This is a genomic window from Pseudoduganella sp. R-31 (assembly GCF_049913235.1).
Taxonomy (GTDB): domain Bacteria; phylum Pseudomonadota; class Gammaproteobacteria; order Burkholderiales; family Burkholderiaceae_D; genus Rugamonas.
The window spans coordinates 2,684,743-2,708,144 of record NZ_CP183986.1 but is presented as its reverse complement, the minus strand read 5'-3'; the positions used below and the strand labels follow the sequence as shown (position 1 = coordinate 2,708,144).

Sequence of the window (23,402 nt, the reverse complement as noted above, 5' to 3'; positions counted from 1 at the left end):
TTCCCGCCGTATAATCAGACCGTCCACACCAGATGCCACTTTGACATGAGCAGCTTCCACGTCGAAAGGTCTGTCGAACGCGCCCTGTCCGAATTGCTGGACGGTCACCCCGTTGCGACCTTCGTCATCGATACCGACCACGTCATCACCCACTGGAACAAGGCCTGCGAACACCTGCTGGGCTGGGGCACGCACGAAATGGTGGGCACCCGCCAGCACTGGCAAGCTTTCTATACCAAGCCGCGCCCCCTGCTGGCCGACCTGATCGTCGATAACATCGATCCGGCCACCGACCGCAATTTCCGCGACAAATACAAGCCGTCTTCGCTGATCGACGGCGCCTACGAGGAAGAGGACTTCTTCCCCAACCTCGGCGCGGCCGGGCATTGGCTGCAATCGACGGCAGCGCCGCTGCGCGGGCATGACGGCAAGCTGGTCGGCGCAATCCAGAGCCTGCGCGACGTGACCGAGCGGCGCGTGGCGGAAAACGCCCTGCGCCGCGCGCACGACAACCTGGAGCAGACCGTGCGCCAGCGCACCGCCCAATTGGCCGAAGACATCCGCCAGCGCCAGAGCGCCGAAGAGGAGCTGCGGCGCCGCAATATCGAACTGACCGAGCTCAATGAAACCCTGAGCCGCACCCAGCAGCAGCTGGTGCAGTCCGACAAGCTGGCCTCCATTGGCCAGCTGGCGGCCGGGGTGGCGCACGAAATCAATAATCCGATCGGCTACATCTTTTCCAATTTCGGCACCCTGCAAAGCTACCTGGACAACCTGTTCTCCATGCTCGACGCCTATCAGGAAGCCGAGGCGGCGATTGTCGATCCGGCCGTCGCGGCCCGGCTGCGCGCCATGCGCGACCAGGTGGAGCTGGGCTTCCTGCGCACCGATATCCCGACCCTGATGCAGGAATCGAAGGAAGGCATCGTGCGCGTGCGCCATATCGTGCAAGACCTGAAGGACTTCTCGCGCGTCGACAGCCAGCAGGAATGGGTCTGGGCCGACCTGCGCCAGGGCATCGACTCCACCCTCAACATCGTCAGCAACGAAATCAAGTACAAGGCCGACGTGGTGCGCGAATACGCCGAAATCCCCGACATCGAATGCCTGCCGCTGCAAATCAACCAGGTAGTGATGAACCTGCTGGTCAACGCCGCCCACGCCATCGGCTCCATGCGCGGCCGCATCGAGATCCGCACCGGCTGCGACGGCGATCACGTCTGGTTCAGCGTCTCCGACAACGGCGCCGGCATCGCGCCGGAAAACCTGGGCCGCATCTTCGACCCCTTCTTCACCACCAAGGAAGTCGGCAAGGGAACCGGCCTGGGCCTGTCCCTGTCCTACGGCATCGTGCAAAAGCACCACGGCCGGATCGAGGTCGATTCTGCCCTCGGCCAGGGCACCACTTTCCGCGTCACCCTACCCAAGAAGCGACCGCCCAACGAGCAGAAGGAAGCCACCCCATGATGACCATCCTGTGTGTCGACGACGAGCCGAACATCCTCTCTTCCCTGCGCCGCCTGTTCCGCGGCAAAGGCTACGAGGTGCTGACGGCCATCAGCGGCGCGCAGGGGCTCGAGCTGCTGGCGCAGCAGCCGGTCGACCTGGTGATCTCGGACATGCGCATGCCGGAAATGGACGGCGCGCGTTTCCTGGCCCAGGTGCGCGAGCGCTGGCCCAATACCGTGCGCCTGCTGCTGACCGGTTATTCCGACGTGCAGTCGATCCAGGACGCCATCAACTGCGGCGAGATCTACCGCTACATCACCAAGCCCTGGGACGACAACGACATCCTGCTGATCGTGCGCCACGCGCTGGAACGCCACCAGCTCGAGCTGGAAAAGCAGCGCCTGGAAGCGTTGACCCTGAAGCAGAACGAGGAACTGAAGTCGCTCAACGCCGGCCTGGAGCAAAAGGTCGAGGAACGTACGCGCCAGCTCAAGGCCAACTTCCTGACCACTATCAAGATCCTGTCGAGCATCGCTGAAGCGCGCGGCACCGGCCAGACCGGCCAGACGCGCCAGGTGGCCGACCTGGCGCGCAAGATGGCGACCCAGCTCAAGCTCGACATGAACGAGGTGCAGGATATCTTCATCGCCGCCCTGCTGCACGACCTTGGCCGCATCGGCTTTTCCGACGAGATGCTGCGCACCCCGATGACCATGCTGCACGGCGCCGACCTGGCGCTGTTCCGCAAGCATCCTGTTTCCGGCGCGCAGTTGCTGATGCCGCTGACCGACATGGCCGGCGTCGCCGCCATCGTGCGGCACCAGATGGAGCGCTTCGACGGCCAGGGCTTCCCGGACCGGCTGGCGGGCTTTGCGATCCCGATCGGCTCGCGCATCCTGACGCTGGCGATCGATTACTTCAACCTGCAGCAAGGCGCCCTGGTGCAGCGCCACCTGAAGCCGGAAGAAGCCAAGTCGCTGGTCATGGATGGCAGCGGCAAGCGCTATGACCCGCAAGTGGTGCAAGCCTTCCGCCAGGTGGTCGACGGCGGCGTGCGCGGCGTGGCGGAAAGCACCGACGTCGAACTGCTGTCGGGCGAACTGGTGCCCGGCATGGTGCTCGCGCGCGACGTCGTCAGCCGCGATGGCCTGATGCTGCTGGCCTCCGACCACGTGCTCAATGAGCGCATGATCCAGCAGTTGCAGGACTTCGAGAAAAAGAGCGGCCACCGTCTGCCTATCTGGGTTCAGCGGAGCGCAGTGGCAGGACCACGGTAAATGCCGAGCCTTTGCCGGGCTCGGAGATCACATTGATGCGGCCGCCGTGCTTGTTGACGGCGCCGTAAGCCAGGTAGAGCCCCAGCCCGGTGCCGCTGCCCACCGGCTTGGTGGTGAAGAAGGGATCGAAAATACGGCCCAGATTCTCGGGCGGAATGCCGACGCCGTTGTCCTGGATCCGCACATGCACGGCCTCGCGGTCGGCGCTGGTGACGATGCGGATGATGCCTTCGCCGGGGATGGCCTGGATGGCATTCATGAGGATGTTGCGGAATACCTGGTTCAACTGGCCCGGCAAGCCGCGCACCAGCGGCAGCTTGCCATAATGCCTGTCCACCTTGGCCTTGAAGCGCAGCTCATTGGCCAGCGCATGGAGCGTGCTCTCCAGACCCTCATGCAGGTCGGTCTGCTGCCACTGGCTGTCGCCGGCTTCCGAGAAGTCTTTCAGCGCCTGCACGATGTCGCGCACGCGGCGCAGGCCATCCATCGACTCGCGCAGCAAGGCTTCCGTATCTTCCTTCATGAACTCGAAATCGGCCGCGCTGCGCTGCTCCGCCGTGGTGCTGTGCTCGACCAGTTCGAACAGGGTGTCGGCATAGCTTTTCAGGGTGCCGATATTGGAGGTGACAAAACCGACCGGGTTATTGATTTCGTGCGCCACGCCCGCCGCCAGCTGGCCGATCGAGGCCATGTTCTGGGCCTGCACCAGGGTCTCTTCCATTTGCTTGCGGTCGGTAATGTCCGTCAGCGAGCCAATCACCTCCAGCGGCGCGCCCTGCTCGTCGCGAATCAGGCGCAACTGGTCATGCATCCACAGGTAGCGGCCATCGGCGGTACGGAAACGGTATTCGTAGGCCTTCTCGCCTTCGGTAAAGATCTGCGCCAGGCTGGAGAAGATGTTCGGCGCATCGTCGGGGTGGATATGGTCGAACCAGAAATTGGGGTCGGCCACCATGTCTTCCGGCCGGTAGCCCAGCACGTTGAGCGCGTTGGCGCTGACGAAGGTCATCTTGAAGTCGCCGCTTGGCACGGTGCTGTAGATGATGGCCGGGGTATTGTCGACCAGGTATTTCAGGCGCTGCAGCGGATCGGCCGGTTCGCTGGCGCGGGCCGGCGCTTCGCTGGTGATGAAATCGAAGTCTTCGAATTCCATGGGCGCCTTTGAGTCTCCTTACCAGTCGGCCCAGGCGAACGACCGCACAGGCATTGGCATTGACAGGAAGGCCGGTTCGGGCGCTGGCGGCGGCGGTGCGGCCAGCCAGTCGCGCGGATCGACCCGGTAATACTTTTGCAGCTCGTCATACAAGGCGGCATGGCGCTCGGCCAGTTGCCACGGCCGCGTGAAGAAGGTTTCCGTCGCCACGGCAAAGAACTCGGCAGGACTGGTCGCACCGTAATGGTCCAGCACGCTATCCTGCCGGCCCAGCCAGGCAGCATGGCGCAAGTTGGCGTAGTCGCGCGACAGCACTTCCGACCAGCTGCGATAGCTGTCCGGGCTGCCAAGATAGGGGGCGCCGTTATTGCTGCCCGATTCGCTGTCGAGCTGGTGGGCGAACTCATGCAGCACGACGTTGTTTCCGCCCTGCCAATCCAGCGTGCCGCGCGCGACATCGTCCCAGGACAGCACGATGCGGCCATCGCTCCAGGATTCACCCAGCATCTGCCGGCGCGCCGGCGTGATCACGCCGCCCGCCCCCACTTCGTCGCGGTTGGCGACAAAGGCGCCCGGATAGACCAGGATGGTGTGCAAGGCGCTGTAGACCTTGCTCGGCTTGTTCAGCAACAGCAGGCAAGCCTGGGCGGCGATGGTGATGCGCATCTCATCGCTCACCTCGAGGCCGGCGCAACCGACGAATTTTTTCTGGTGCAGGAATTGCACCACCATGCGCTGCAACTGGCGCTGCAAGTCCGGCGCCAGTTGGCGGTAGAAAGGCATGCTGCGCTCGAGCATAGCCTGCTCGGCGGCTGCCAGCGGCCGGGCCAGCGCCCGCCGCAAGGTCCAGCGTGGATACACGATCGGCGCCGCGATGCCCAGCGCCGTCAAGATAAGCAAAACCCAAGCGTCCATGATGCCGTCCATAACAGAACTCGTTCCGCCACAGATGGGGCTGGTCAATGGCATTTCAACATGCCATTGATGGAAGCTTATCACTGTTCCGGCTTAAGGCATGGCCTTTTGCAGGGAGCTCGGGGCGCCAAACAGCGCTGCCACCAGGGGGTCGCGCTGGACCGGGCCGCGGTTGACGCGGATGGCGTAATGGGTGTCATCTGCCAGGATATGGAAGTGACGGCCATTTCCGGCCATGCTCTGTTCGCGCAGGCTGGGGCGCTCCTTGCGCGGCGGCGCGCCTTCGCGCTTGGGCTGGGCGATCGCGGCCAGGAAGGCTTGCACGCGTTCGGCATCCGGGGTCAGCTGGTAGACAGCCTTGCCCAGGTAGGTCGCCGTGCCTTCGATATAACGGGCCAGTTCGATCACGCCGGCTTCGCGCAGGTCGCGGATATATTTACGGGCGCCGGATGGGGAAAATTTCAGGAACCAGGCGATTTCGTCAGCCAGCATTTCGTGGTTTTGTAATTCCGCCACCAGTTTCTGCATATTTTCGATGCGGCGCAGGGTCGCCGAGGTGGATCGGACGCGCTCGATCGGGGCCAGCGACAGGGCTTTGCGCTCCGTCACGGGACCGGGACGCTCGACAAGCGCCAGGCGTGGACGGGACGGCACAGCCGGCAACGGTGCCGGCAGCTCTGCGGTAGCTTCGATTTCGAGGCCATGGGACGATTCTCTGATTGCGTGCATTTGAACACTCCTTGTAGATGCCAGGGTGGATTCGCAGGCTCCAGAGTGCCCTGCCTGCGACTCATCGGTCTGTGCGGCAACGAACATACAAACGAACAAACATTGGTTATTTGCCAATCTCTGCTGCGTCAGGAGCTTGGACCTTGATTTCCTGTGTGTGTTCCCGAACAGAGGCGCAACCCGACAGCGGCCTATGCTGGAGCCGGCATCAACCAACCAGAGAGGAACGACCATGAAATATCCAGTCCTGCTCGCAGCCCTGGCCCTGGTGGGCCTGACCGCCTGCGAAAAGACCGTCACCAATAATCCGCCGCCCACGGTGGAACCGGCGCCGCCGCCAGCGGTCGTGCCGGGTCCGCCGGGGCCGGAAGGCCCGAAAGGCGAACCTGGCACCCCTGGTCCGCAAGGCGAGCCAGGCAAGGCCGGCGACACCGTCATCGTGCAGCCGCAGACGCCGCCGCCTGAGCCTGAAAAGAAATAGTCAGTCTGTCAACCGACCGCCACCTATCCCCGTTTAGGTGGCGGCCTGACGAAATTTCAATAGTGAATTATGGTATATGTTGTATAAATGCCACGTGATTGCTATACTTCAAGCCAAATGTGCGCCAACGCACGGATACTGACGGTTAACGCCGCCTAAACTGAACCCACAGCAATGTATCACCGCTGGGAAAGGGAGTCGCGCAACTTTTTTTTGCGACTTTGCTACTCAAACAACGGGAGTTTTCTAGTGAATAAGATTAAGAATATCGCCATCGCCGCTGCGATGTTGTCGGCTTCGTTCGCCGCTTCGGCGCAGGACACCCTGCTCAACCAGAACTGGTACGTCGGCGCTGGCGCTGGCGCGTTCCGCCCTGACGGCGACTGGGGCATCGACAAATACGACGGTGCCTACGGCCTGAAACTGGGTAAAGCCCTGAATGAACAGTGGGACCTGCAATTCAACGCCACCCACGCTGCCACCAAGAAGTTCGGCTCCCGCTACGGCCAGAAGACCCTGGGCGTTGACGGCCTGTACATGCTGACCCGTAAGACGGTGCGTCCATTCCTGCTGGTTGGTGCCGGCATGGAACGCGACGTGTTCACCGCAGCGAACAGCGTTGCTGAGCCAAAGCGCAATTCCCCATTCGTCTCCGTTGGCGTAGGTCTGCAGTCGAACATCACCGACCGCCTGTTCCTGCAAGCTGACCTGCGCAATGTGCACGGCTTCATCCGCGGCAACGAGTTCGACAACTCGAAATCGAACAACAAATACCTGATGTTCTCGCTGAACTACCTGCTGGGCCCAGCGCCACAGCCAGCGCCACCGCCTGCACCGGTGGCGCCAGTCGTGGCGCCTGAGCCAACCCCGGCGCCAGTCGCCGCTCCAGTGGCGCCTCCGCCACCAGCACCGAAGTTCGAAAAAGTCACCATGTCCGCCAACGAACTGTTCGCCTTCGACAGCGCCAACCTGGCGCCGGAACAGCCTAAGCTGGACGACATGGCCAAGCTGCTGAACGAAGACAAGTCGGTCAACAACGTGGTCATCACCGGCCACACCGACCGCCTGGGTTCGGACAAGTACAACCAGAAGCTGTCCGAGCGTCGTGCCGAAGCCGTCAAGACCTACCTGGTCAGCAAGGGTGTTGATGCATCCCGCCTGACCGCGCAAGGCAAGGGCAAGTCCCAGCCAGTGGTACAGTGCAACGACAAGAAGATGAAGCGCGCCGACCTGATCAAGTGCCTGGAACCAAACCGTCGCGTTGAAATCGACAATGTGACCGCGGAACGCCGTGTGAAGTAATCACTGCCAACGCGGTATGGAAGGGGCCTGCGGGCCCCTTTTTTTGTGCCCCGGCGCACCGTCAGCCTGGCCGCGCCGGACGTACACTCGGCTCATGGGCTGGAGACGCTTTCCCCACATCGCCAAGAAGCTGCCTGCCGTTGGCTGGTGCGCCATCACCGAATGGCTCGAGCACCGCGCCAGCAGCAAAGGGGCCGCGCTCGCCTTCTACACCCTGTTTTCGCTGGCGCCGATCCTGGTGCTGGTGATCGCGATAGCCGGCCTGTTCTACGGCAAGGAGGCGGCCCAGGGGGAACTGTTCTTCCAGCTGCGCGGCCTGGTTGGCAGCCAGGGCGCGGAAGCGATCCAGCTGATCCTCTCTGGCGCCAGCAATGAAACACAAGGCATGATCGCCACCCTGGTGGCCGGCGCCCTGCTGCTGTTTGGCGCCACCAGCGTGTTCACCGAACTGAAAGGCAGCCTCGACGAAATCTGGCAATTGCCACCTGCGCAAGGCGGCGGCATCTGGGATACCGTACGCACGCGCCTGCTATCCTTCGGCATGGTGCTGGTGCTCGGCTTCCTGCTGCTGGTTTCGCTGGTGGTCAGCGCCGCCCTCGCCCTCGTCGAAAAGAAAATGGGCGCTTACTGGCAGGATGCCGCATTGCTGCTGACCATCCTCAACCACGTCATCAGTTTCTTCGTGATTTCCGCCCTGTTTGCCGTGATCTACAAGATGCTGCCGCGCGTCAGGCTGTCATGGCGCGACGTGGTGATTGGCGCCTTCGGCACCGCGGCCCTGTTCACCTTGGGCAAATACGGCATCGGCGTCTACATCGGCAACAGCGGCGTGACCGACAGCTTCGGCGCCGCCGGCTCCCTGATCGCGGTCCTGCTGTGGGTCTATTACTCGGCCCAGGTGTTCTTCCTCGGCGCCGAATTTGCGCGCCAGTATGCGCTCCAGCTGGGCAGCCTGCGCCACCGGCACGGCAGCCCCCGAATGGATACGCTCAGATAGCGGCAGCATTCCCCGCCTACTCGCCCAGCAGCTCGGCGACCACTTCCATGCCCTCGACCTTCTCGGCCACGACCTTGACGATCACCACCACCGGCACGCCGAGCAGCAAGCCCCACACGCCCCACAGCCAGCCCCAGAACAGCAGGCTGACGAACACCGCGGCGGCATTCATGCGCGCGATGCGCCCGGTCATCCAGGTGGCAATGACGGTGCCGACCAGGGTCGCGATGGCGATCGAGGCCAGCGCCACCAGCGCCACCATCTGCAGCGATTCCGATTGCAGGTAAGAGGCGACGCTGAGCGCACAGACAATCAGCAGCGGGCCGAAATAAGGCATCAGGTGCAGCAGCCCCGCCACGATGGCCCAGGCGCCGGCGTTTTCCACCCCGATGAAATGCAGGGCCAGCCACATCAGCAGCGCCAGCAGCACATTGGTCACCAGCAGCATGAACATATAGCCCTGGATCGAACTGTTGATCTCGTCGAGGATCTGCAGCGTGACCTTCTTGCGCGTCAGCGAAGGCCCGGCCAGCTTGACCAGCTTGCGCTTGAAGGTGTCGCCGGACAGCAGCAGGAAGAACACCAGGAACACCACCATGGTGGCCTGGCTCAGGAAAGACAGCAGGCCGCGCGAACCGGCCCAGACCCAGTCGATCACCTTGATATGCCCGCCATCCTGCGTGACCACGGCGATCGCTTTGCGCGGCGGCGTGGCAGGCTTGCCAGCGGTCGCCTGCTCGATCTGGGTGGCGACATCCTGGATGCGCTTGAGCGTGCTGTCCTTGCCGCTGGTGGTCGAGGCCACCAGGCGCGACAGTTTGCGCCCCGCATCGGGCAGTTCTTCGATGATGTTGGAAAATTCGACGTGCACTTTCTCCGCCGTCACCGCACCGCCCCCCAGGATGGCGCAAGTGACAAGCGTCGTGCCCAGCGCACGCCGTACGCGCACGCGTTCCAGCCAGGCCACCAGCGGGTTCAGCGTGTAGGCCAGCAGGATGCCAAGCAGCAGGGGCACGAGGAAACCCCGGCCCCACTGCAAGGCGTACAGGAAGGCGACGGTGGCAAGGATGGTCTGCGCCAGGCGCATGAGCCATGCCACCCGCGTTTATTTGACGCGGATGTCGTTCTTGACTTCCTTGACACCTTTCACGCCGCGGGCAATTTCGCCGGCGCGGGTGATGTCGGCAGGCTGGGCCACGAAGCCGCTCAGCTGCACGGTGCCTTTGAAGGTCTCGACATTGATTTCAGTCGACTTCAGCGATGGCTCGTTGAAGATGCTGGCCTTGACCTTGGTGGTCAGGGCGGCGTCGTCGATATATTCGCCGGCGCTTTCCTTGGTGGGGGTCGAGGCGCAGCCAGCCAGGCCGAGGGTTGAGGCAATGAACACGGCAGTAGCGAATTTCTGGGTGAATTTCATGACGCTTCTCCTTTGTGAGGTGGGTGTTCCGGGCACTAGTGTCCAGCTAACAAGCCCCTTTTTCTGTTCGCTGGCGAACATTGTGCGGAATCGCACAGACGAGCAAGGGCGGGCGGCCATAAGCTGCGCCTAATCCCACCCACAGGAGGAGACGTTATGAAACCGACTGTATCCCTTGCAGCGATGATGGTGGCGGTGGCCGCTTTGTCGGCCGGCTGCGCCAGCAACTCATCCTATCCCCAGGCAACCGATTATTCCTCGCAGGCCGATGTCTCGACGTATGGCACGGTCGATTCGATCCGCGTGGTGCGCGTTGACCCGGCCACCAGCGGAGCCGGCGCAGTCGCCGGCGGCTTGCTGGGTGCCCTGGCCGGCAGCCAGATCGGCTCCGGTTCCGGCCGTACCGCGGCAACCGCTGCCGGTGCGATTGGCGGCGCCGTGATCGGCAACCGCGTTGAAGAGAGCCGCAACATGCCGCGCGATGTGTACCAGATCAGCGTGCGCCTGGATAACGGCGACTACCGTACCGTCAACCAGGACAGCGCCTACGACCTGCGGGTCGGCACGCGCGTGCGCGTGGTCGATGGCCGGGTTTACCGCTATTAAAGGAGGTTGCCATGGCCACCATCCTGCTGATCGTGCTGGTCCTGCTTGTCATCGGCGCCCTGCCAACCTGGCCGCATAGCCGCAACTGGGGTTATGCCCCGAGCGGCGTTGCCGGCCTGATTGTTGTCGTCTTGCTCATCCTGCTGCTGACCGGCAGGCTGTAGCGAAGGAGCCCATCATGAAAATGCTGATTGGCGCTGCCGCCCTGGCCCTGTGCGGGTTGGCCAGCGCCCAGGTCACGCCGCCGGAAGTTGCAAGGCAGCAACAGCAAGAACTGAAGCGCGGCGACCCGCCGCGCTGGACCAGGCCGGACCGCACCGAAGCGGCCCAGCTTGCTACGCTGCGCAAGGAAATCAACGCAGCCCTGCGTGAAGCCCTGGAAGCCTGCAAGCAGCAAGGGGCCGGCGCCAACAGCGACTGCGTGAAAGAAGCGCGCAGCATTGCCCAGTCGGACATGGCCAACGCGCGCCAGATCCACCTGGCCACGCGCGACATGTCGCGTACCTTTGAAACCAGTGGCAAATAAGCAAGCGTACAACCGCCAGTTATGGCCGCATCATAAAAAGTCATCCTGGCCTGGCAGCAGGTCGGGTATGATGCGAGCATGCCACATGCATACCAATTACAAAGAGAGCAACACCGGGCTACCACCGTCCAGCGCTTGGGCATTGGCATTGAGCTCTACGACCGCTACACCGAGCTGAGCGCCCCGCACGTGACTGCGGTACACGTGCGCAAGGGCACCATGCTGCAGGAGGCCGGCACGCGCGCCACCCATTACTACTGGATTTCCAGCGGGGTGGCGCGGCGCGGCCATATCTCGGTGGCCGGCGAAGACCTGACCCTGGGCTTCATCACCGAAGGTGAAAACACCGGTTCGCACAGCGATATGATGGGCGGCCTGCAGGGCGAGCCGGCGCGCGAATTCTTCGTCGCCGAGACGGCCGTCGAGGCCTGGCGCATCGACTGGATGGCCATGCAGCGCCACAGGGCCGAGCATGGCTTTGTGAATGAGTACTACCTGAAGATCATCGAATGCAGCATCCGCCGTTATGCGGCCAACCTGCAGATCCGCAGCCACAATACGGCGGAAGCGCGGCTGGCAGCGTTCCGCAGCCAGTTCCCCGGCCTGGAACAACGCATCACCCAGCGCGCGCTGGCCTCCTACCTCGGCATTACGACGCAGTACATGTCGCGCCTGCGCAAGACCCTTTAAGCATCGGGCTTGCGCCGCATCAGCCACCAGGCGCCGACTGCCGCCAGCACCCCGGCCGCCGCGGCCGGCTTCCACAAGCGCTTGCGGGCAATCCACGAACCCAGTGTCACCGCATACGGCAGCACGGTCTTGAAGCTGATGCCGGACAAGCCGCCGCCCTGCCCGATGAAGCTGCCAAGGCGTGACTGCAGCGTGCCGATGGCCTGGTCCACCGCCCCATGCAGCAGCGCTTGCGGCTGCAGGGCGTTGATCACTTCATGCTTGGAGCGCAGCGTGCCGAGGCGGTACAACTCGCCTTCCCGCACCAGCCTTTCCTTGGCTACGGCAAGCGCCTGTAATTCCTGTCTGGACGCCATGGTCTCCCTTTCAAAGCAGCATGTCGCGGTCGGACTTGAGTTCCGCCATCGTCGCCGACAAGCCCAGTTTGCCTTGCCGCACCAGGCTGCGCCCCCACAGCACCAGGCCGATCGCCACTACCGCAAAGGCAATCGCCAGCACCAGCAGGATCTTCCAGCCCATCGCTTCCCAACACAGGTAGATCAGGGTCGCCGTGCCGAACGCGATGGCGAACCAGGCAGCCAGCAGGGCCACGGCAAACACGATGGACAATTGCAGCAGGGTGTCGCGCACCTCGGTCAGCTCAAGGGCTGCCAGTTCCAGGCGCGACAGTAAAAGATGCAGGCTGTTTTTGGCAAGCCCGGCCAGTGAGGCGATCAGGCCGGGCGGTGGTGGTACCTGGTTCTCGGCGGACATCGCTTATTTGCGGCCGAGGATAACGCCTACCAGCAGACCCACGCCGGCTGCCACGGCGATGGAACGCCATGGATTTTCCTTGACGTAGGCATCGGTCGAAGCAGCGGCATGCTTGGCGCCGGCAATCGCGCTGGCCTGGGCTTCATGGGCCTTGGCCAGTGCGCTATCGAGCGCTTTCATGCCGCGGCCACGCAATTCATCCGCTTTTTCGCCAGTGAGCGCGGTGGCGGCCGTGAACAGGGCTTGCGCATCCTTGACCAGCGTTTTCACATCGTTATTGACGGTACTGATGTTCTGTTCCAGCATGATAGGACTCCTCTTTCGTAAGTGATTTACGCCAATAGGTCTCGCATATCGTCGGCGTGTTCTTCCTCCACCGCCATGATTTGCGTCAAGAGTTGCTTGGTCGTCGGGTCGCTGTCGCCAATCAGTTCGATCATCTGGCGATAGCTCTCGATGGCCACCCGTTCTGCCACCAGGTTGGCCCGCACCATCGCTTGCACCTCCCTTGAGTCATCATACTCGGCATGGCTCCTGTCGAGCAACGTTGCTGGATTGAAATCGGGTTCGCCATTGAGCTGGACGATGCGCTCGGCCAGCCAGTCGGCATGCTGCTGCTCCTGCGTCGCATGCTCCAGGAACTCGGCCTTGATCGAGGCGTTCGACAGGCCGGTCACCATGTAGTAGTGGCGCTTGTAGCGGTGGATGCAGACCAGTTCGGTGGCCAGCGCTTCGTTCAGCATTTGCAGCACCATCGCGCGGTTGCCCTTGTAGCCTTCGGTCACCGGACCGTCGGCCATATTGCGGGCTGCCGCGCGGATCGCATTTTTATCGATCATGGAAACTCCTCGTCAGCGGCGATAGGTCACCGGGCGGCCCGCTTCGGACAGCACGATTTCCACCCGCCGGTTCATCTGGCGCTCGCCAGCCGTGGCATTGCCGGCCACTGGATACGCTTCGCCATAGCCGCGCGTCTCGATGCGCGAGCGCTCGATGCCCATCTGGCCCAGTGCGCTGCGCACCGCTTCGGCGCGGCGCTGCGACAGCTGCAGGTTGTAGGCATCGCTGCCGGTGCTGTCGGTAAAGCCTTCGATCAGCACGGTGCGGTCGGGATTGTCGCGCAGCACATCGGCCAGGCGCTGGGCGGTCGCCATGCCTTGCGAGGTCAGCACGGCCTGGTCGACGTTGAACAGCACGTCGCCGAAGGTGATCACGATGCCGCGCTCGGTCTGCTTGGCCTGCAAGTCGGCCAGCTGCGCCGCCAGGGCGGCAGCGCGGGCTTGTGCGTCGCTTTTCGCCGCTTCGGCGCTGGCGGCCTGGTTCTGCGCATTTTCGGCCTCCATGCGGGCCTGGTCGGCACGGCGCTTGGCCGCCTCGGCTTCCGCCGTGCGCGCTTGCAGGCGCACCTGGTCGCGCTGCGAGGCGGCGTCCTTCAACTGGTCTTCGGCGGACTTGGCACGCGCGATTTCCTCGGCGCTGGCGGTCTTCTGCTTGGCGATGTAGGCCAGCTTGTCGATCGTTTGCAGGCTTTCATTGCGCGCCGCCGCTGTATTGGCCTGGTCCATGGCACGGGTGGCGGCAGCCAGTTCGGCGCTGGCGTATTTGGCGACCATCGGGTTGCCCTGCGCCTGCGCGTAATTGGCGCGCGCGGTTTCCAGTTCGCCGGTGGTGGTCGGGGTGGTGCTGCAGGCTGCCAGGGCCAGGGCGGCGGCCAGGGCAACAGGTTTCAGGAATGGCTTGAACATGATGGCCCCTTTCTCAGCGAGTCATGGTGCTGTTGGCGCGATCGAGTTCTTCGCGCAGCACACGGATATCGTCTTGCAGCTTGTTGGCGGCCTCGGTGGCCTTGGCACTGCTGGCCTTGCTTTGCGCCAGCTTGGCGTCGGCTTGCGCCTGCTGTGCCAGGTCCTGGGCGGTGCGGTAATCCTTGGCTGCCAGCGCCTGGTTGGCGCGCAGCATCTTGTCGCGCGCTGCCGCCATTTCGGCCGGAGCCAGTTCCGGTGCGCCAGTCGAGGCAGCGGCTTCCACCGCCGTACGCGACGATGCTACTTCGGCCGTGGCCGGGGTCTTCATGCTGCTGCAACCTGCCAACGCAATCACGCATGCTGCGCAGGCGGTAGTCAACAGCGGTAGGCGATTCAGCGAATCCATTGTTGTTCTCCTCAAAGCGATTGGGGTATGCCAGTTATATAAGCTGTCCCCGATGGGTTCAGTACGGTGCCGCACATTGAAGTCGGGCTGCCCGGGTGTAAGCTGGCGCCATGGCACACACAATTTCTCGCCGCGCAAAGATTAGCCTGGCTGTGCTGGGCTTCCTGCTGGCCATTCCGGCGGTGGCCCTGGTGATCGTGTTGAACTACGACTGGAACCGCGCCCGCCCCTGGCTGGGCGCGCGCGCCACCGAGGCACTGCAAAGGCCGGTGGAACTGCGCGGCAACTTGTCGCTGACCTGGCAAAAGCAGGCGCTGCCGCCGCAGGCGCGCAGTTGGCGCGACCATATTCCCTGGCCCCATCTGGTCGCGCAAGACGTGCACGTCGGTAACCCGGCCGGCCTGCCGGCAGGCGACACCGCGGCAGCCCGGAGCCTGGCGTTCTCGCTGAGTCCATTTGCCCTGCTGGGCCGCAAGATCGCCATCCCGGAACTGCGTTTCGACCAGCCGCAGCTCGACCTGCTGCGCCAGGCCGACGGCAGGAACAACTGGACCCTGCCCAAGCGCCCGCCGTCCGAGTGGCGCATGGAACTGGAGCGCGTGGTCTTCACGCGCGGCACCATCAAGCTGGACGATGCCCAGCAACAGATCGCGGCCACCGCCCACGTCGACACGCTCGACAACGATCCTCGCTACGGCGTGCAATGGACCCTGGCCGGCAAATGGAACAAGCAGGACATCAGCGGCAAGGGCAAGACCGGCGCCGTGCTGGCCTTGCGCGACACCGGCCTGCCCTTCCCGATCCAGGCCGATGCCAAGATCGGCCTGGTCAGCGTGGCTGCCGAAGGCACGCTGACCAATCCGGCCCAGCTCGCTGCCATCGACCTGCAGCTCAAGGTCGCCGGCGCTTCGGCCGCACGCCTGTATGCACTGACCGGGCTGCTGCTGCCGGAAACCCCGCCCTTCAGTACCGCCGGGCGCCTGAGCGGCCACCTGGCCGAGGGCGCCAGCCAGTGGACCTACGAAAAATTCACCGGCCGCGTCGGCGACAGCGATATCGCCGGCACCTTGTCCTACCAGCAGCGCCAGCCGCGCGGCTTGCTGACCGGCTCAGTGCACTCGCGCCTGCTGCAGTTCGCCGACCTGGGGCCGCTGATCGGCGCCGACTCCAATGCCAAGAAAGAAGAACGCGGCGTGGCGGCAGTGCAGCCGGCCGGCAAGCTGCTGCCGGTGGAGACCTTCAAGACTGAACGCTGGACGGCGCTCGATGCCGACGTCGGCTTCCGCGCCGAGCGCATCGTGCGCACCAAGGAACTGCCGCTCAGCAAACTGGAAACGGCGTTCCACCTGAAAGACGGCGTGCTGCGCCTGACCCCGCTCAACTTTGATTTCGCCGGCGGCCGCGTCGCCTCGAAGGCAACGCTGGACGGCAGCAGCGGCGAAGCTGTCGCCGCCACGCTCGACGCCACGGCCCGCCATATCAAGCTCAGGCAACTGCTGCCCAAGCTGCCCGAACTCAAGCAGGCCACCATCGGCGAAATCAATGCCGACGCCAAGCTGACTGCGAAAGGCAACTCGGTGGCCACCCTGCTGGCGCATTCCAATGGCGAACTGAAAACCCTGGTCAACGACGGCACCGTCAGCAAGCTGCTGCTGGAGCAGATGGGCCTGAACATCGGCAACATCGTGCTGACCAAGCTGTTTGGCGACAAGCCGGTGCACCTGAACTGCCTGGCCGGCGACTTCGGCGTGCGCGACGGCCTGGCGCAGACGCGCTATTTCATCGCCGATACCGACGATGCCACGGTGCGCATCAACGGCGCAGTCAACCTGGCCAGCGAGAAAATCGACCTCACCATGAAACCGGAAAGCAAGGGCTTGCGCATTATTTCGCTGCGCGCCCCAATCTATGTGCGCGGCTCGCTCAAGCAACCCGACGTCGACATCGACAAGGGCGTGATCGCCATGCGGGCCGGCGGCGCACTGGCGCTGGGCGCGCTGGCCGCACCGGCGGCCCTGGTGCCCCTGATCAGCGCGGGCGGCGAAGGCGACAACCAATGCGCCAGCCTGCTGGCCGCCGCGCGCGAAAAGCCGAAGGCGCCGCCGCCGGGCAAGACGCAAAGGTAACAAACCGTTACACCGTGAAATAGCGAACAGATCACATCTGCCCTCCCCCGTAAGCTGGAGCCAGCATTCCACGTTACGGAGGAAACATCATGAATACCAAACAGATCGCAGCCCGCCTCGCCATCGCTACCGCCATGCTGGGCCTGGGCGCATGCTCCTCGATGTCGCAACAGGATAAGAACACGGCCATTGGCGCCGGTGTCGGCGCGGTCGCCGGTTCCGTGCTGACGGGCGGCTCCACCACCGGTACGGTGGGCGGCGCCGTGGTCGGCGGCGTGATCGGTAACCAGGTCGACAAACCTCGCCGCTAAGACGGCGTGCGGACCTGCTGGTAGCAATGGCAGGACACCGCTTCCAGGCCAGCCGGGTCCAGTATTTCGATATTGCCCCGGCTGTAGCTGATCAAGCCCTGCCCCTGCAAGGCGCTGGCCGCCTTGGTCACGCCAACGCGGCGCACGCCGAGCGCGTGGGCCAGGAATTCGTGGGTCATGTGGAAGCGGTCCGATTGCAGGCGGTCGCGCGTGACCAGCAGCGAGCGCGCCAAGCGCGCCTCCAGCACATGGAAGCGGCTGCAGACCGCGATCTGGATCGCTTGCGCCAGCAGGGTGTCGGTATAGCGGTGCAGCAGGCGCTGCAGCGATTCCATTTCCGCAAACTCGGCGATGAAATCTTCCGCCTCCATGCGCAGCGCATGGCCGCTGCGCTGGACCACGGCACGCACCTGGGCGAAACGCTGGCCCAGCGCTACCGAAGCGCCGACCATGCCTTCGCGGCCGGCCGAGCCAACTTCCAGCGTCATGCGGCCTTCCGCCACGGCCAGCAGCGAGACCAGGGTATCGAGCGGGAAAAAGATGTAGTCGATGGGCTGGCCGGCTTCGAACAGGATATCGCCGGCCGCGAGGTCCACCAGTTCGCACAGGCCCTCGAGGTGCTCGAGGTCGTCTTCCGGCAGGGTTGCCAGCAGGCGGTTGCCAATACGGGGTGGTGGCGATTCACTGCTTGGAACGGTATGAAGATTCAGGGTCATTGCCGTCAGCCTGGTGGAGTTTAGGCGGAGCGTATCGGCAATTAAAAAGACTGTATGTACGCTGACGCACGGAAGCAGGCCAGCCCGGCCGCCAGAATGCGTCTATCCAATAGGAAAGGAATTACGGCATGCAACGAGAAACCAAAATCATGAGCTACACCACCCACCCGATGCTGCTGATTGCAGCCATTGCCGTGGTGCTGTTTTGCGGCGTCGGCATCGCTGCGGTCATGGGTTGGCTGCCGCAATCAGGGGCGAAGATGGGGCCGCCGGTTGCCGAAGCGCCGGTACAGGTCGATACGCGCGACGCCGGCCCGCCGCCGCCGCCGGCCGGCTATGCGCCGGTCAATCGCGTGGCCGACACCTCCGGCTATTCCGGTAGCGGTGGCGGCGCAGGCGGCGGCAGTTATGGCGCCGGCAACGATGGCGGCGGCAGGGCGGCCCCGGCAGAAGCGTCTCCACCGCAGCCCGCCGCAGCGCACATGGCGGCGCCGGCGCCCGCCGTCTGCCATAGCTGCGGCGTAGTGGAAGCAGTGCATGCCGTCACCCAGCGCGGCCAGGGCAGCGGCCTGGGCGCGGCGGGCGGCGCGATTGTCGGCGGCCTGCTGGGCAACCAGATCGGCGGCGGCTCGGGCCGCAAGCTGGCCACCGTGGCCGGTGCGGTCGGCGGCGCCGTGGTCGGCAACCAGGTGGAAGACAATATGAAGTCGACCACCACCTACCAGGTGCGCGTGCGCATGGATGACGGCAAGGTGCGCACCGTCAGCAGCAGCTCGGCCAACTGGCAGGCTGGCGACCATGTAAAAGTCGTCAAGGGACGCCTGCAACGACGCTGATAGTTCGACAACGTACAGATGACGCGGTCGGACGCAGCAATAATGCATCCAGGATTACGGATTATGAGAGGAAAACATCATGCTCTATACGATCGCTGTCGTACTTATCATCTTGTGGCTGCTCGGCCTGGTGACCTCCTACACTGTGGGCGGCTTCATCCATATTTTGCTGGTGGTGGCAGTCATCATGATCCTGCTGCGCCTGATCAGTGGGCGCGGCATTTAGTTAAGCCGGCCAAGCCGGCGTACACTAGCGGGGCGGGAACTGCGGCGCAGGACCCGTCCCGCTTTTTTTCGAGCATATTTAACGAAGGAGAAAGCTCATGCCTCATAAAACCCTTGCTGCCCTGCTGATTGCCGTGCTCGCCACAACCGGCTGTGCGGACATGAGCGCCACCCAGCGCGGCACTGCCACCGGCGCCGGCGTCGGCGCCGGCATCGGCGCCGTGCTTGGCGCCGCGACCGGTCCAGGCGGCGGCAAACGGGCGGCCGGCGGTGCTGCGATTGGCGCGGCAGTCGGCGCCGTGGTCGGCAACGTCTGGTCCAAGCGCATGGAAGCGCAGAAGCAGCAGATGGAACAGGCCACCCAGGGCACTGGCGTGCAAGTCTCGCAAACCGGCGACAACCGCCTGAAGCTGGAAATCCCGAGCGATATTTCGTTCGATACGGGCCGTTCCGACATCAAGCCCGACTTCCGCCCGATCCTGGACCGCTTTGCCACCACGCTCAATGAAAACCCGGCGACCACCGTCAGCATTGTCGGCCACACCGACAGCACCGGCAACGCCAGCGTGAACCAGCCACTGTCGGTCGACCGTGCAGCCCATACGCGCGACTACCTAGCCACGCGCGGCGTATCGCCGACCCGCATCGTGATCGAAGGCCGCGGCGAGCAGGAGCCGATCGCCTCCAACGACGACGCAGCCGGCCGCGCACGCAACCGCCGCGTGGAAATCTTCGTGGCCGAGCCACGCCAGCCGCAAGGCTAAGCAAGCCGCATCGGCCCGGGGCATGGCGCTCCGGGCCGCGCATCCTGCCCCCAAGGAGCCCGCATGAAAATCCAAGCCTTCTTCCTGCTTTGCCTGGCCGCCGCGCCGGCGATGGCGCAGACCTTGAAACCGGGACTGTGGGAGCTGGATAACCGCATTGCCTCGGCCAGTCCCGAAATGATGGCCATCATGGAGGCAGCCCAGCAACAGATGGCCAATATGGCGCCGGAACAGCGCAAGGCCATGGAACAGATGATGGCGCGCCACGGCGTCAACCTGGGACTGGGCGCTAACGGTGGCGTCAAGCTCACCTATTGCCTGACCAAGGACATGGCCGAGAAGCAGGATCTGCCGGCCGGCCAACCCGGCCAGTGCACCACTACCCGCACGCCCGTGCCGGGCGGCCTGAACGTGACCTTCAATTGCACCCGGCCGCCGTCCAGCGGTAATGGCCAGGTGATCTTCAACGGCAATACGGCCTACAGCATGCGCATGAACGTGAACAGTTCAGCGCAGGGCAAGCCGCAAAACATGGTGGTGGAGGGCAGCGGCCGCTGGCTCAGCGCCGACTGCGGCAGCGTGGCGCCGCCGGCGCCCGCTGCACCGCCCAGCAAGCCCGGGCCGGATTTGCAGGCGCCTACTCGCCGCGCTCAATAAAGGCCCAGTACAGCTCGCGGGCCTTGGTGGCGACCGGACCAGCCGGCAGTTCACGGCCGTTATAGCGCACGCAAGGCGTGACCTTGCCGAAGTTGCCGGTGTTGAAGATTTCGCTGGCGCGATCGAGCTCTTCCGGCTTGACGGTACGCTGCTCGACTTCGATGCCGGCTTCGGCCAGCAGCTTGATCACGCGGGCGCGGGTAATGCCGGCCAGGAAGGTGCCGTTCAGGGCCGGCGTCACCACGTTCCCCTCCGGCGTTACGAAGAACAGGTTGGCGGTGGCGAACTCCGCCACATTGCCCTGGCTATCGCACACCACGGCGTTGTCGCAGCCGCGTTCTTTCGCTTCGCGCAGCACGCGGGTCGAATTGGCATACAGCGCGGAGGCCTTGGCATCGGTAGGCGCCATGTCCGGGTCCGGACGGCGCATGGCCGACAGGCAGGCCGAGAAACCTGTGAATGGCGGCACCGGTGCGTCGAACAGGGTCAGCGCGAAGGCGGATTTTTCAGCGACCGGGATCAGCAGGCCATCGGTGGCAAATACCAGCGGGCGGATGTACAGCTCGGCATCGGCAGGGAAGCGGGCCACGCCCTCTTTCACCAGCTCCTCCATTTCATCCACGCTGAGCGGGCATTCCAGGCCCAGGCTGCGCGCCGAGCGAATCACGCGCTCCAGGTGCGGGCGCAAGTCCGGCAGCTTGCCGCGCATGGCGCGCGCGCCGTCGAATACCGAGGAGCCGAGCCAGACGCTGTGGTCCATTGCGCCGAACAGTGGCGCATTGCCTTCCGCCCAGTTTCCATTGAAGTAAGTCAGATACATAGTGTTCCCCGCTGAAAGTTCCAGCTTGGGAATGTAGCACATCAGAAAGCGTGGCGCAGGCCGAAGGTGATGGCGCGGTTGCCCTTGCCGGTTTCGGTCGCGGTGCCGGCGGTATAAGCTGCGTTGTTGCGGTTACGGATATGGGCGAGGGAGGCATGCAGGGCGGTGCGTTTGGACAGCGAATACACCACGCCGACAGCCGCCTGGTCGGCATCCTGGTTGGGGGGGCTGCGATCGTCCTTGTGGATGAAGGAAGCCATGTAGGTGGTGCGGCCGCGGGTGTAGGAAATGCCTGCCAGCATATCGTGGCTGTAGAGCGAGGGCGTGTTCAGCGTCAGCGCGCCATACGGGTTGGCCGGGTCCCACGGCGAGCTGCCGAGGCCGCGATTGATGCCATAGGCCGCGAAGACGGTGGTGGCGCCAAAGTTCAGGTTGGCCGCCACCAGGGTATTGCGGGCGGAAAGGTCGACCGGCTGCGTGGTGCCGACCGCTTCGATCGGATTGCGCTTGCGCTGGTGGGCGATGCGGACATTGAAGATGCCGTTGGCAAAGCCCAGCGTCGCGCCGTATGCCCGGTTGCGCGAGGTGCTGAATTCGGATTCGCCGAAGCTGTAGATGGCGCTGGCATTCCATTGGTGGCCGGACGGCGTGCGGTATTTGACGGCATTGTCATAACGCTTGGTGGTAAAGCCCATCAGGTTGGTAGCGGTACCGGCGAGTCCGCCATGGAAGGGGTCAGCCACCTCGGCCAAGGTTTCGTATTGCAGGTTGTACTGGCGACCGAGCGTCAGCATGCCCCACGTCCCATCGAGCCCGACCCAGGCCTGGCGCCCCAGCAGGCGGCCTTCTTCGGAGCGGCCGGTATCGTTCTCGACGCCGCCTTCCAGCGTGAAGACGGCGGAATTCCCGTTGCTGCCCAACGGTTCGCGCCCCGTGATGCCGATGCGCGAGCCTTCCGCTATGCCGGGGGAAACCTTGCTGCCGGCACAGCCCTCCTTGCAGCCGCGCTCCAGCACCACGCCGGCATCGACCACGCCATAGGGCTGGACGCCTTGTCCCGCCGGCGGTTCCCTGGTCTGCGCCAGCGCCAGTGCGGGCATTGTGAGCAGGATGGCAAGAGCTTTCATGCTTGTCAGCTTAGGGTAAGCACGGTCATGCAATCTGTGCGCACACAAACAAAACTATTCGGAGACCGCGTATGTCCAGCAAGCGTTGCAGCGCCGCCGACGCCATTCGCCTCGTGCGTGATGGCGACATGATCATTGTTCCTACCGGCGCCGGCGAGCCGCCGGCCCTGTTGACCGAACTGTCGGCGCAGCGCCGCAATTTCAAGGGCGTACAGGTGGCGCAAATCCTGGCCATGCGCAAGTACGATTACTTCGACCAGGAAACGGCGCACCACGTGCGGCATTGCGCGCTGTTCTTCGGCGGCGCTTCGCGGCCGGCGGGCCAGGCCGGCTGGGCAGGCTTCATCCCGGCGTATTTCTCTGAAATCCCCTCCTTGATCGAGCACGGGCAGATGCCCGCCGACGTGGTCTTTGCGCTGGCATCGGAAATGGACCAGCACGGCAACTTCTCGCTCAGCCTGGGCGCCGACTACACCATGGCTGCCCTGCAGAAAGCACGTGTCATCGTGCTCGAATCGAATCCCAACGTGCCCTTTGCGCACGGCCAATGCCACATCCATATTTCGCAGGTGACGGCGGTGGTGGAAAGCGATGCGCCGGTGATCGAAGTCGGGCTGCCGAAGATCGGACCGGTGCAGGAGGCGATTGCCGCCCATGTGGCGCCGATGATCGAAGACGGCTCGACCTTGCAGATCGGCTATGGCGGCATTCCCGACGCGGTGGTGATGCAACTGACCAGCAAGCAGGACCTGGGCATCCATACCGAAATGATTGGCGACGGCATCCTCAAGCTGGTGGAGTGCGGCGCCGTGACCAATCGCCGCAAGAGCTTCATGCCCGGGCGCATGGTGGCGACCTTCGCGCTGGGCTCGCGCAAGCTGTACGATTTCATGCACCACAACCCGATGCTGGAAATGCACCCGGTCAGCTTCAGCAACGATCCCTATATCGCCGGGCAGAACGACAAGCTGGTATCGATCAACGCCAGCCTGCAGATCGACCTGCTGGGACAGTGCGGCTCGGAAAGCCTGGCGCACCTGCCCTATTCCGGCACCGGCGGCCAGGTGGACTTTGTGCGGGCAGCCAATCGTTCTCGCGGCGGCAAGTCCTTTATCGTGCTGCCGTCGACCGCCAGGGAAGGCAGCATTTCGCGCATCGTGCCCACCCTGTGCGCCGGGACACATGTGACCACGAGCAAGAACGACATCAACTACGTGGTGACCGAATATGGCGTGGCACAATTGCGCGGCAAGTCGGCCAAGCAACGCGCCGAAGCGCTGATTTCGATTGCGCATCCCGATTTCAGGGGCGAATTGCGGCGTGAAGCAGCCCGGCTGAACTACAGCTGACTATGTTCGGCAGCGAACATTCAAC

The 23,402-nt window shown here is 64.0% G+C and carries 30 protein-coding genes; 16 read left to right on the top strand and 14 right to left on the bottom strand.

Annotated elements, in window-relative coordinates; translation table 11 throughout:
* Positions 1-45 precede the first annotated feature (45 nt).
* The gene (locus ACN9MY_RS12410) at positions 46-1,467 is read left to right on the top strand and encodes an ATP-binding protein (protein ID WP_426322678.1); all 1,422 of its coding nucleotides are present in this window, start codon (positions 46-48) and stop codon (positions 1,465-1,467) included.
* On the top strand, positions 1,464-2,726 hold the full coding sequence (locus tag ACN9MY_RS12405; RefSeq protein WP_426171014.1) for an HD domain-containing phosphohydrolase: 1,263 nt from the start codon (positions 1,464-1,466) through the stop codon (positions 2,724-2,726). The genes ACN9MY_RS12410 and ACN9MY_RS12405 overlap by 4 nt, the downstream gene beginning before the upstream one ends.
* Here the strand turns inward: ACN9MY_RS12405 and ACN9MY_RS12400 are convergent.
* From ACN9MY_RS12400 to ACN9MY_RS12390, 3 genes are all read right to left on the bottom strand, one after another.
* On the bottom strand, positions 2,686-3,879 hold the full coding sequence (locus tag ACN9MY_RS12400) for an ATP-binding protein (protein WP_426171013.1): 1,194 nt from the start codon (positions 3,877-3,879) through the stop codon (positions 2,686-2,688). The two genes, ACN9MY_RS12405 and ACN9MY_RS12400, sit on opposite strands and share 41 nt — an antisense overlap.
* Before the next feature lie 18 nt (positions 3,880-3,897).
* Positions 3,898-4,794 (bottom strand): zinc-dependent peptidase, encoded by an 897-nt coding sequence (locus ACN9MY_RS12395; RefSeq protein WP_426337397.1) that lies wholly within the window; start codon positions 4,792-4,794, stop codon positions 3,898-3,900.
* Positions 4,795-4,887: 93 nt separating this feature from the next.
* On the bottom strand, positions 4,888-5,523 hold the full coding sequence (locus ACN9MY_RS12390) for a winged helix-turn-helix domain-containing protein (RefSeq protein ID WP_229210060.1): 636 nt from the start codon (positions 5,521-5,523) through the stop codon (positions 4,888-4,890).
* Between the two features lie 232 nt (positions 5,524-5,755).
* Here ACN9MY_RS12390 and ACN9MY_RS12385 point away from each other — a divergent pair, with 232 nt between their 5' ends.
* The 3 genes from ACN9MY_RS12385 (at position 5,756) to ACN9MY_RS12375 (ending at position 8,303) form a co-directional block, all read left to right on the top strand.
* The gene (locus ACN9MY_RS12385) at positions 5,756-6,004 is read left to right on the top strand and encodes a hypothetical protein (protein ID WP_426171010.1); all 249 of its coding nucleotides are present in this window, start codon (positions 5,756-5,758) and stop codon (positions 6,002-6,004) included.
* Between the two features lie 249 nt (positions 6,005-6,253).
* Positions 6,254-7,306 carry an OmpA family protein gene (locus ACN9MY_RS12380; RefSeq protein ID WP_426171008.1) on the top strand — a complete coding sequence of 351 codons (1,053 nt, stop codon included), beginning with the start codon at positions 6,254-6,256 and terminating at the stop codon, positions 7,304-7,306.
* Positions 7,307-7,400: 94 nt separating this feature from the next.
* Positions 7,401-8,303, top strand: coding sequence for a YihY/virulence factor BrkB family protein (locus ACN9MY_RS12375; RefSeq protein WP_426171007.1), 903 nt, complete (start codon positions 7,401-7,403; stop codon positions 8,301-8,303).
* Between the two features lie 16 nt (positions 8,304-8,319).
* On the opposite strand, the gene ACN9MY_RS12370 is transcribed toward ACN9MY_RS12375, so the two are convergent.
* Entirely contained in the window at positions 8,320-9,390 is a 1,071-nt protein-coding gene (locus ACN9MY_RS12370; RefSeq protein ID WP_426171005.1) for an AI-2E family transporter, read from the bottom strand.
* 18 nt (positions 9,391-9,408) lie between these two features.
* The gene (locus ACN9MY_RS12365) at positions 9,409-9,720 is read right to left on the bottom strand and encodes a BON domain-containing protein (protein ID WP_426171004.1); all 312 of its coding nucleotides are present in this window, start codon (positions 9,718-9,720) and stop codon (positions 9,409-9,411) included.
* A 156-nt stretch (positions 9,721-9,876) separates the two neighbouring features.
* On the opposite strand from ACN9MY_RS12365, the gene ACN9MY_RS12360 reads away from it, so the two are divergent.
* From ACN9MY_RS12360 to ACN9MY_RS12345, 4 genes are all read left to right on the top strand, one after another.
* Entirely contained in the window at positions 9,877-10,326 is a 450-nt protein-coding gene (locus tag ACN9MY_RS12360) for a glycine zipper 2TM domain-containing protein (RefSeq protein WP_426171002.1), read from the top strand.
* A gap of 11 nt (positions 10,327-10,337) precedes the next feature.
* Positions 10,338-10,490, top strand: a complete 153-nt coding sequence (locus ACN9MY_RS12355) for a DUF3309 domain-containing protein (RefSeq protein WP_082507486.1) — start codon at positions 10,338-10,340, stop codon at positions 10,488-10,490.
* Positions 10,491-10,504: 14 nt separating this feature from the next.
* A complete protein-coding gene (locus ACN9MY_RS12350; RefSeq protein ID WP_426171001.1) occupies positions 10,505-10,852 on the top strand; it encodes a hypothetical protein in 348 nt (115 codons plus the stop codon).
* Positions 10,853-10,930: 78 nt separating this feature from the next.
* Complete coding sequence (locus tag ACN9MY_RS12345; protein WP_426322672.1) at positions 10,931-11,542, top strand: Crp/Fnr family transcriptional regulator; 612 nt, start codon at positions 10,931-10,933, stop codon at positions 11,540-11,542.
* On the opposite strand, the gene ACN9MY_RS12340 is transcribed toward ACN9MY_RS12345, so the two are convergent.
* From ACN9MY_RS12340 to ACN9MY_RS12315, 6 genes are read right to left on the bottom strand one after another with little or no spacing between them, the layout of a single operon-like run.
* Positions 11,539-11,898 (bottom strand): hypothetical protein, encoded by a 360-nt coding sequence (locus ACN9MY_RS12340; RefSeq protein WP_426170997.1) that lies wholly within the window; start codon positions 11,896-11,898, stop codon positions 11,539-11,541. The genes ACN9MY_RS12345 and ACN9MY_RS12340 overlap by 4 nt on opposite strands.
* A 10-nt stretch (positions 11,899-11,908) precedes the next feature.
* A complete protein-coding gene (locus tag ACN9MY_RS12335) occupies positions 11,909-12,295 on the bottom strand; it encodes a phage holin family protein (RefSeq protein ID WP_426170995.1) in 387 nt (128 codons plus the stop codon).
* A 3-nt stretch (positions 12,296-12,298) separates the two neighbouring features.
* Positions 12,299-12,601: a DUF883 family protein gene (locus ACN9MY_RS12330; protein WP_426170993.1), complete on the bottom strand. Its 303-nt coding sequence runs from the start codon at positions 12,599-12,601 to the stop codon at positions 12,299-12,301.
* 26 nt (positions 12,602-12,627) lie between these two features.
* Positions 12,628-13,134 (bottom strand): ferritin-like domain-containing protein, encoded by a 507-nt coding sequence (locus ACN9MY_RS12325; RefSeq protein WP_426170991.1) that lies wholly within the window; start codon positions 13,132-13,134, stop codon positions 12,628-12,630.
* Between the two features lie 12 nt (positions 13,135-13,146).
* Positions 13,147-14,040 (bottom strand): OmpA family protein, encoded by an 894-nt coding sequence (locus ACN9MY_RS12320; protein WP_426170989.1) that lies wholly within the window; start codon positions 14,038-14,040, stop codon positions 13,147-13,149.
* Between the two features lie 13 nt (positions 14,041-14,053).
* The gene (locus ACN9MY_RS12315) at positions 14,054-14,446 is read right to left on the bottom strand and encodes a DUF4398 domain-containing protein (protein WP_426170988.1); all 393 of its coding nucleotides are present in this window, start codon (positions 14,444-14,446) and stop codon (positions 14,054-14,056) included.
* Between the two features lie 110 nt (positions 14,447-14,556).
* Here ACN9MY_RS12315 and ACN9MY_RS12310 point away from each other — a divergent pair, with 110 nt between their 5' ends.
* Both ACN9MY_RS12310 and ACN9MY_RS12305 read left to right on the top strand, forming a co-directional pair.
* Positions 14,557-16,572 (top strand): AsmA family protein, encoded by a 2,016-nt coding sequence (locus ACN9MY_RS12310; protein ID WP_426170987.1) that lies wholly within the window; start codon positions 14,557-14,559, stop codon positions 16,570-16,572.
* Between the two features lie 89 nt (positions 16,573-16,661).
* Positions 16,662-16,883, top strand: a complete 222-nt coding sequence (locus ACN9MY_RS12305; RefSeq protein WP_426170985.1) for a glycine zipper 2TM domain-containing protein — start codon at positions 16,662-16,664, stop codon at positions 16,881-16,883.
* Here the strand turns inward: ACN9MY_RS12305 and ACN9MY_RS12300 are convergent.
* Positions 16,880-17,599: a Crp/Fnr family transcriptional regulator gene (locus tag ACN9MY_RS12300; RefSeq protein ID WP_426322667.1), complete on the bottom strand. Its 720-nt coding sequence runs from the start codon at positions 17,597-17,599 to the stop codon at positions 16,880-16,882. The two genes, ACN9MY_RS12305 and ACN9MY_RS12300, sit on opposite strands and share 4 nt — an antisense overlap.
* A gap of 128 nt (positions 17,600-17,727) precedes the next feature.
* Here ACN9MY_RS12300 and ACN9MY_RS12295 point away from each other — a divergent pair, with 128 nt between their 5' ends.
* From ACN9MY_RS12295 to ACN9MY_RS12280, 4 genes are all read left to right on the top strand, one after another.
* Positions 17,728-18,435, top strand: a complete 708-nt coding sequence (locus tag ACN9MY_RS12295) for a glycine zipper 2TM domain-containing protein (RefSeq protein WP_426322665.1) — start codon at positions 17,728-17,730, stop codon at positions 18,433-18,435.
* A 79-nt stretch (positions 18,436-18,514) separates the two neighbouring features.
* On the top strand, positions 18,515-18,661 hold the full coding sequence (locus ACN9MY_RS12290; protein ID WP_139232699.1) for a lmo0937 family membrane protein: 147 nt from the start codon (positions 18,515-18,517) through the stop codon (positions 18,659-18,661).
* A gap of 97 nt (positions 18,662-18,758) precedes the next feature.
* The gene (locus ACN9MY_RS12285) at positions 18,759-19,424 is read left to right on the top strand and encodes an OmpA family protein (RefSeq protein WP_426322663.1); all 666 of its coding nucleotides are present in this window, start codon (positions 18,759-18,761) and stop codon (positions 19,422-19,424) included.
* A gap of 63 nt (positions 19,425-19,487) precedes the next feature.
* Positions 19,488-20,081, top strand: a complete 594-nt coding sequence (locus ACN9MY_RS12280; RefSeq protein ID WP_426322661.1) for a DUF3617 domain-containing protein — start codon at positions 19,488-19,490, stop codon at positions 20,079-20,081.
* Here the strand turns inward: ACN9MY_RS12280 and ACN9MY_RS12275 are convergent.
* Together ACN9MY_RS12275 and ACN9MY_RS12270 are read right to left on the bottom strand one after the other, a co-directional pair.
* Positions 20,062-20,901 (bottom strand): branched-chain amino acid aminotransferase, encoded by an 840-nt coding sequence (locus ACN9MY_RS12275; protein ID WP_426322659.1) that lies wholly within the window; start codon positions 20,899-20,901, stop codon positions 20,062-20,064. The genes ACN9MY_RS12280 and ACN9MY_RS12275 overlap by 20 nt on opposite strands.
* A gap of 41 nt (positions 20,902-20,942) precedes the next feature.
* Positions 20,943-22,028, bottom strand: coding sequence for a porin (locus ACN9MY_RS12270; protein WP_426322657.1), 1,086 nt, complete (start codon positions 22,026-22,028; stop codon positions 20,943-20,945).
* A 71-nt stretch (positions 22,029-22,099) separates the two neighbouring features.
* Between ACN9MY_RS12270 and ACN9MY_RS12265 the strand changes: the two genes are divergently transcribed.
* Positions 22,100-23,377 (top strand): acetyl-CoA hydrolase/transferase family protein, encoded by a 1,278-nt coding sequence (locus ACN9MY_RS12265; protein ID WP_426322655.1) that lies wholly within the window; start codon positions 22,100-22,102, stop codon positions 23,375-23,377.
* Positions 23,378-23,402: the final 25 nt, after the last annotated feature.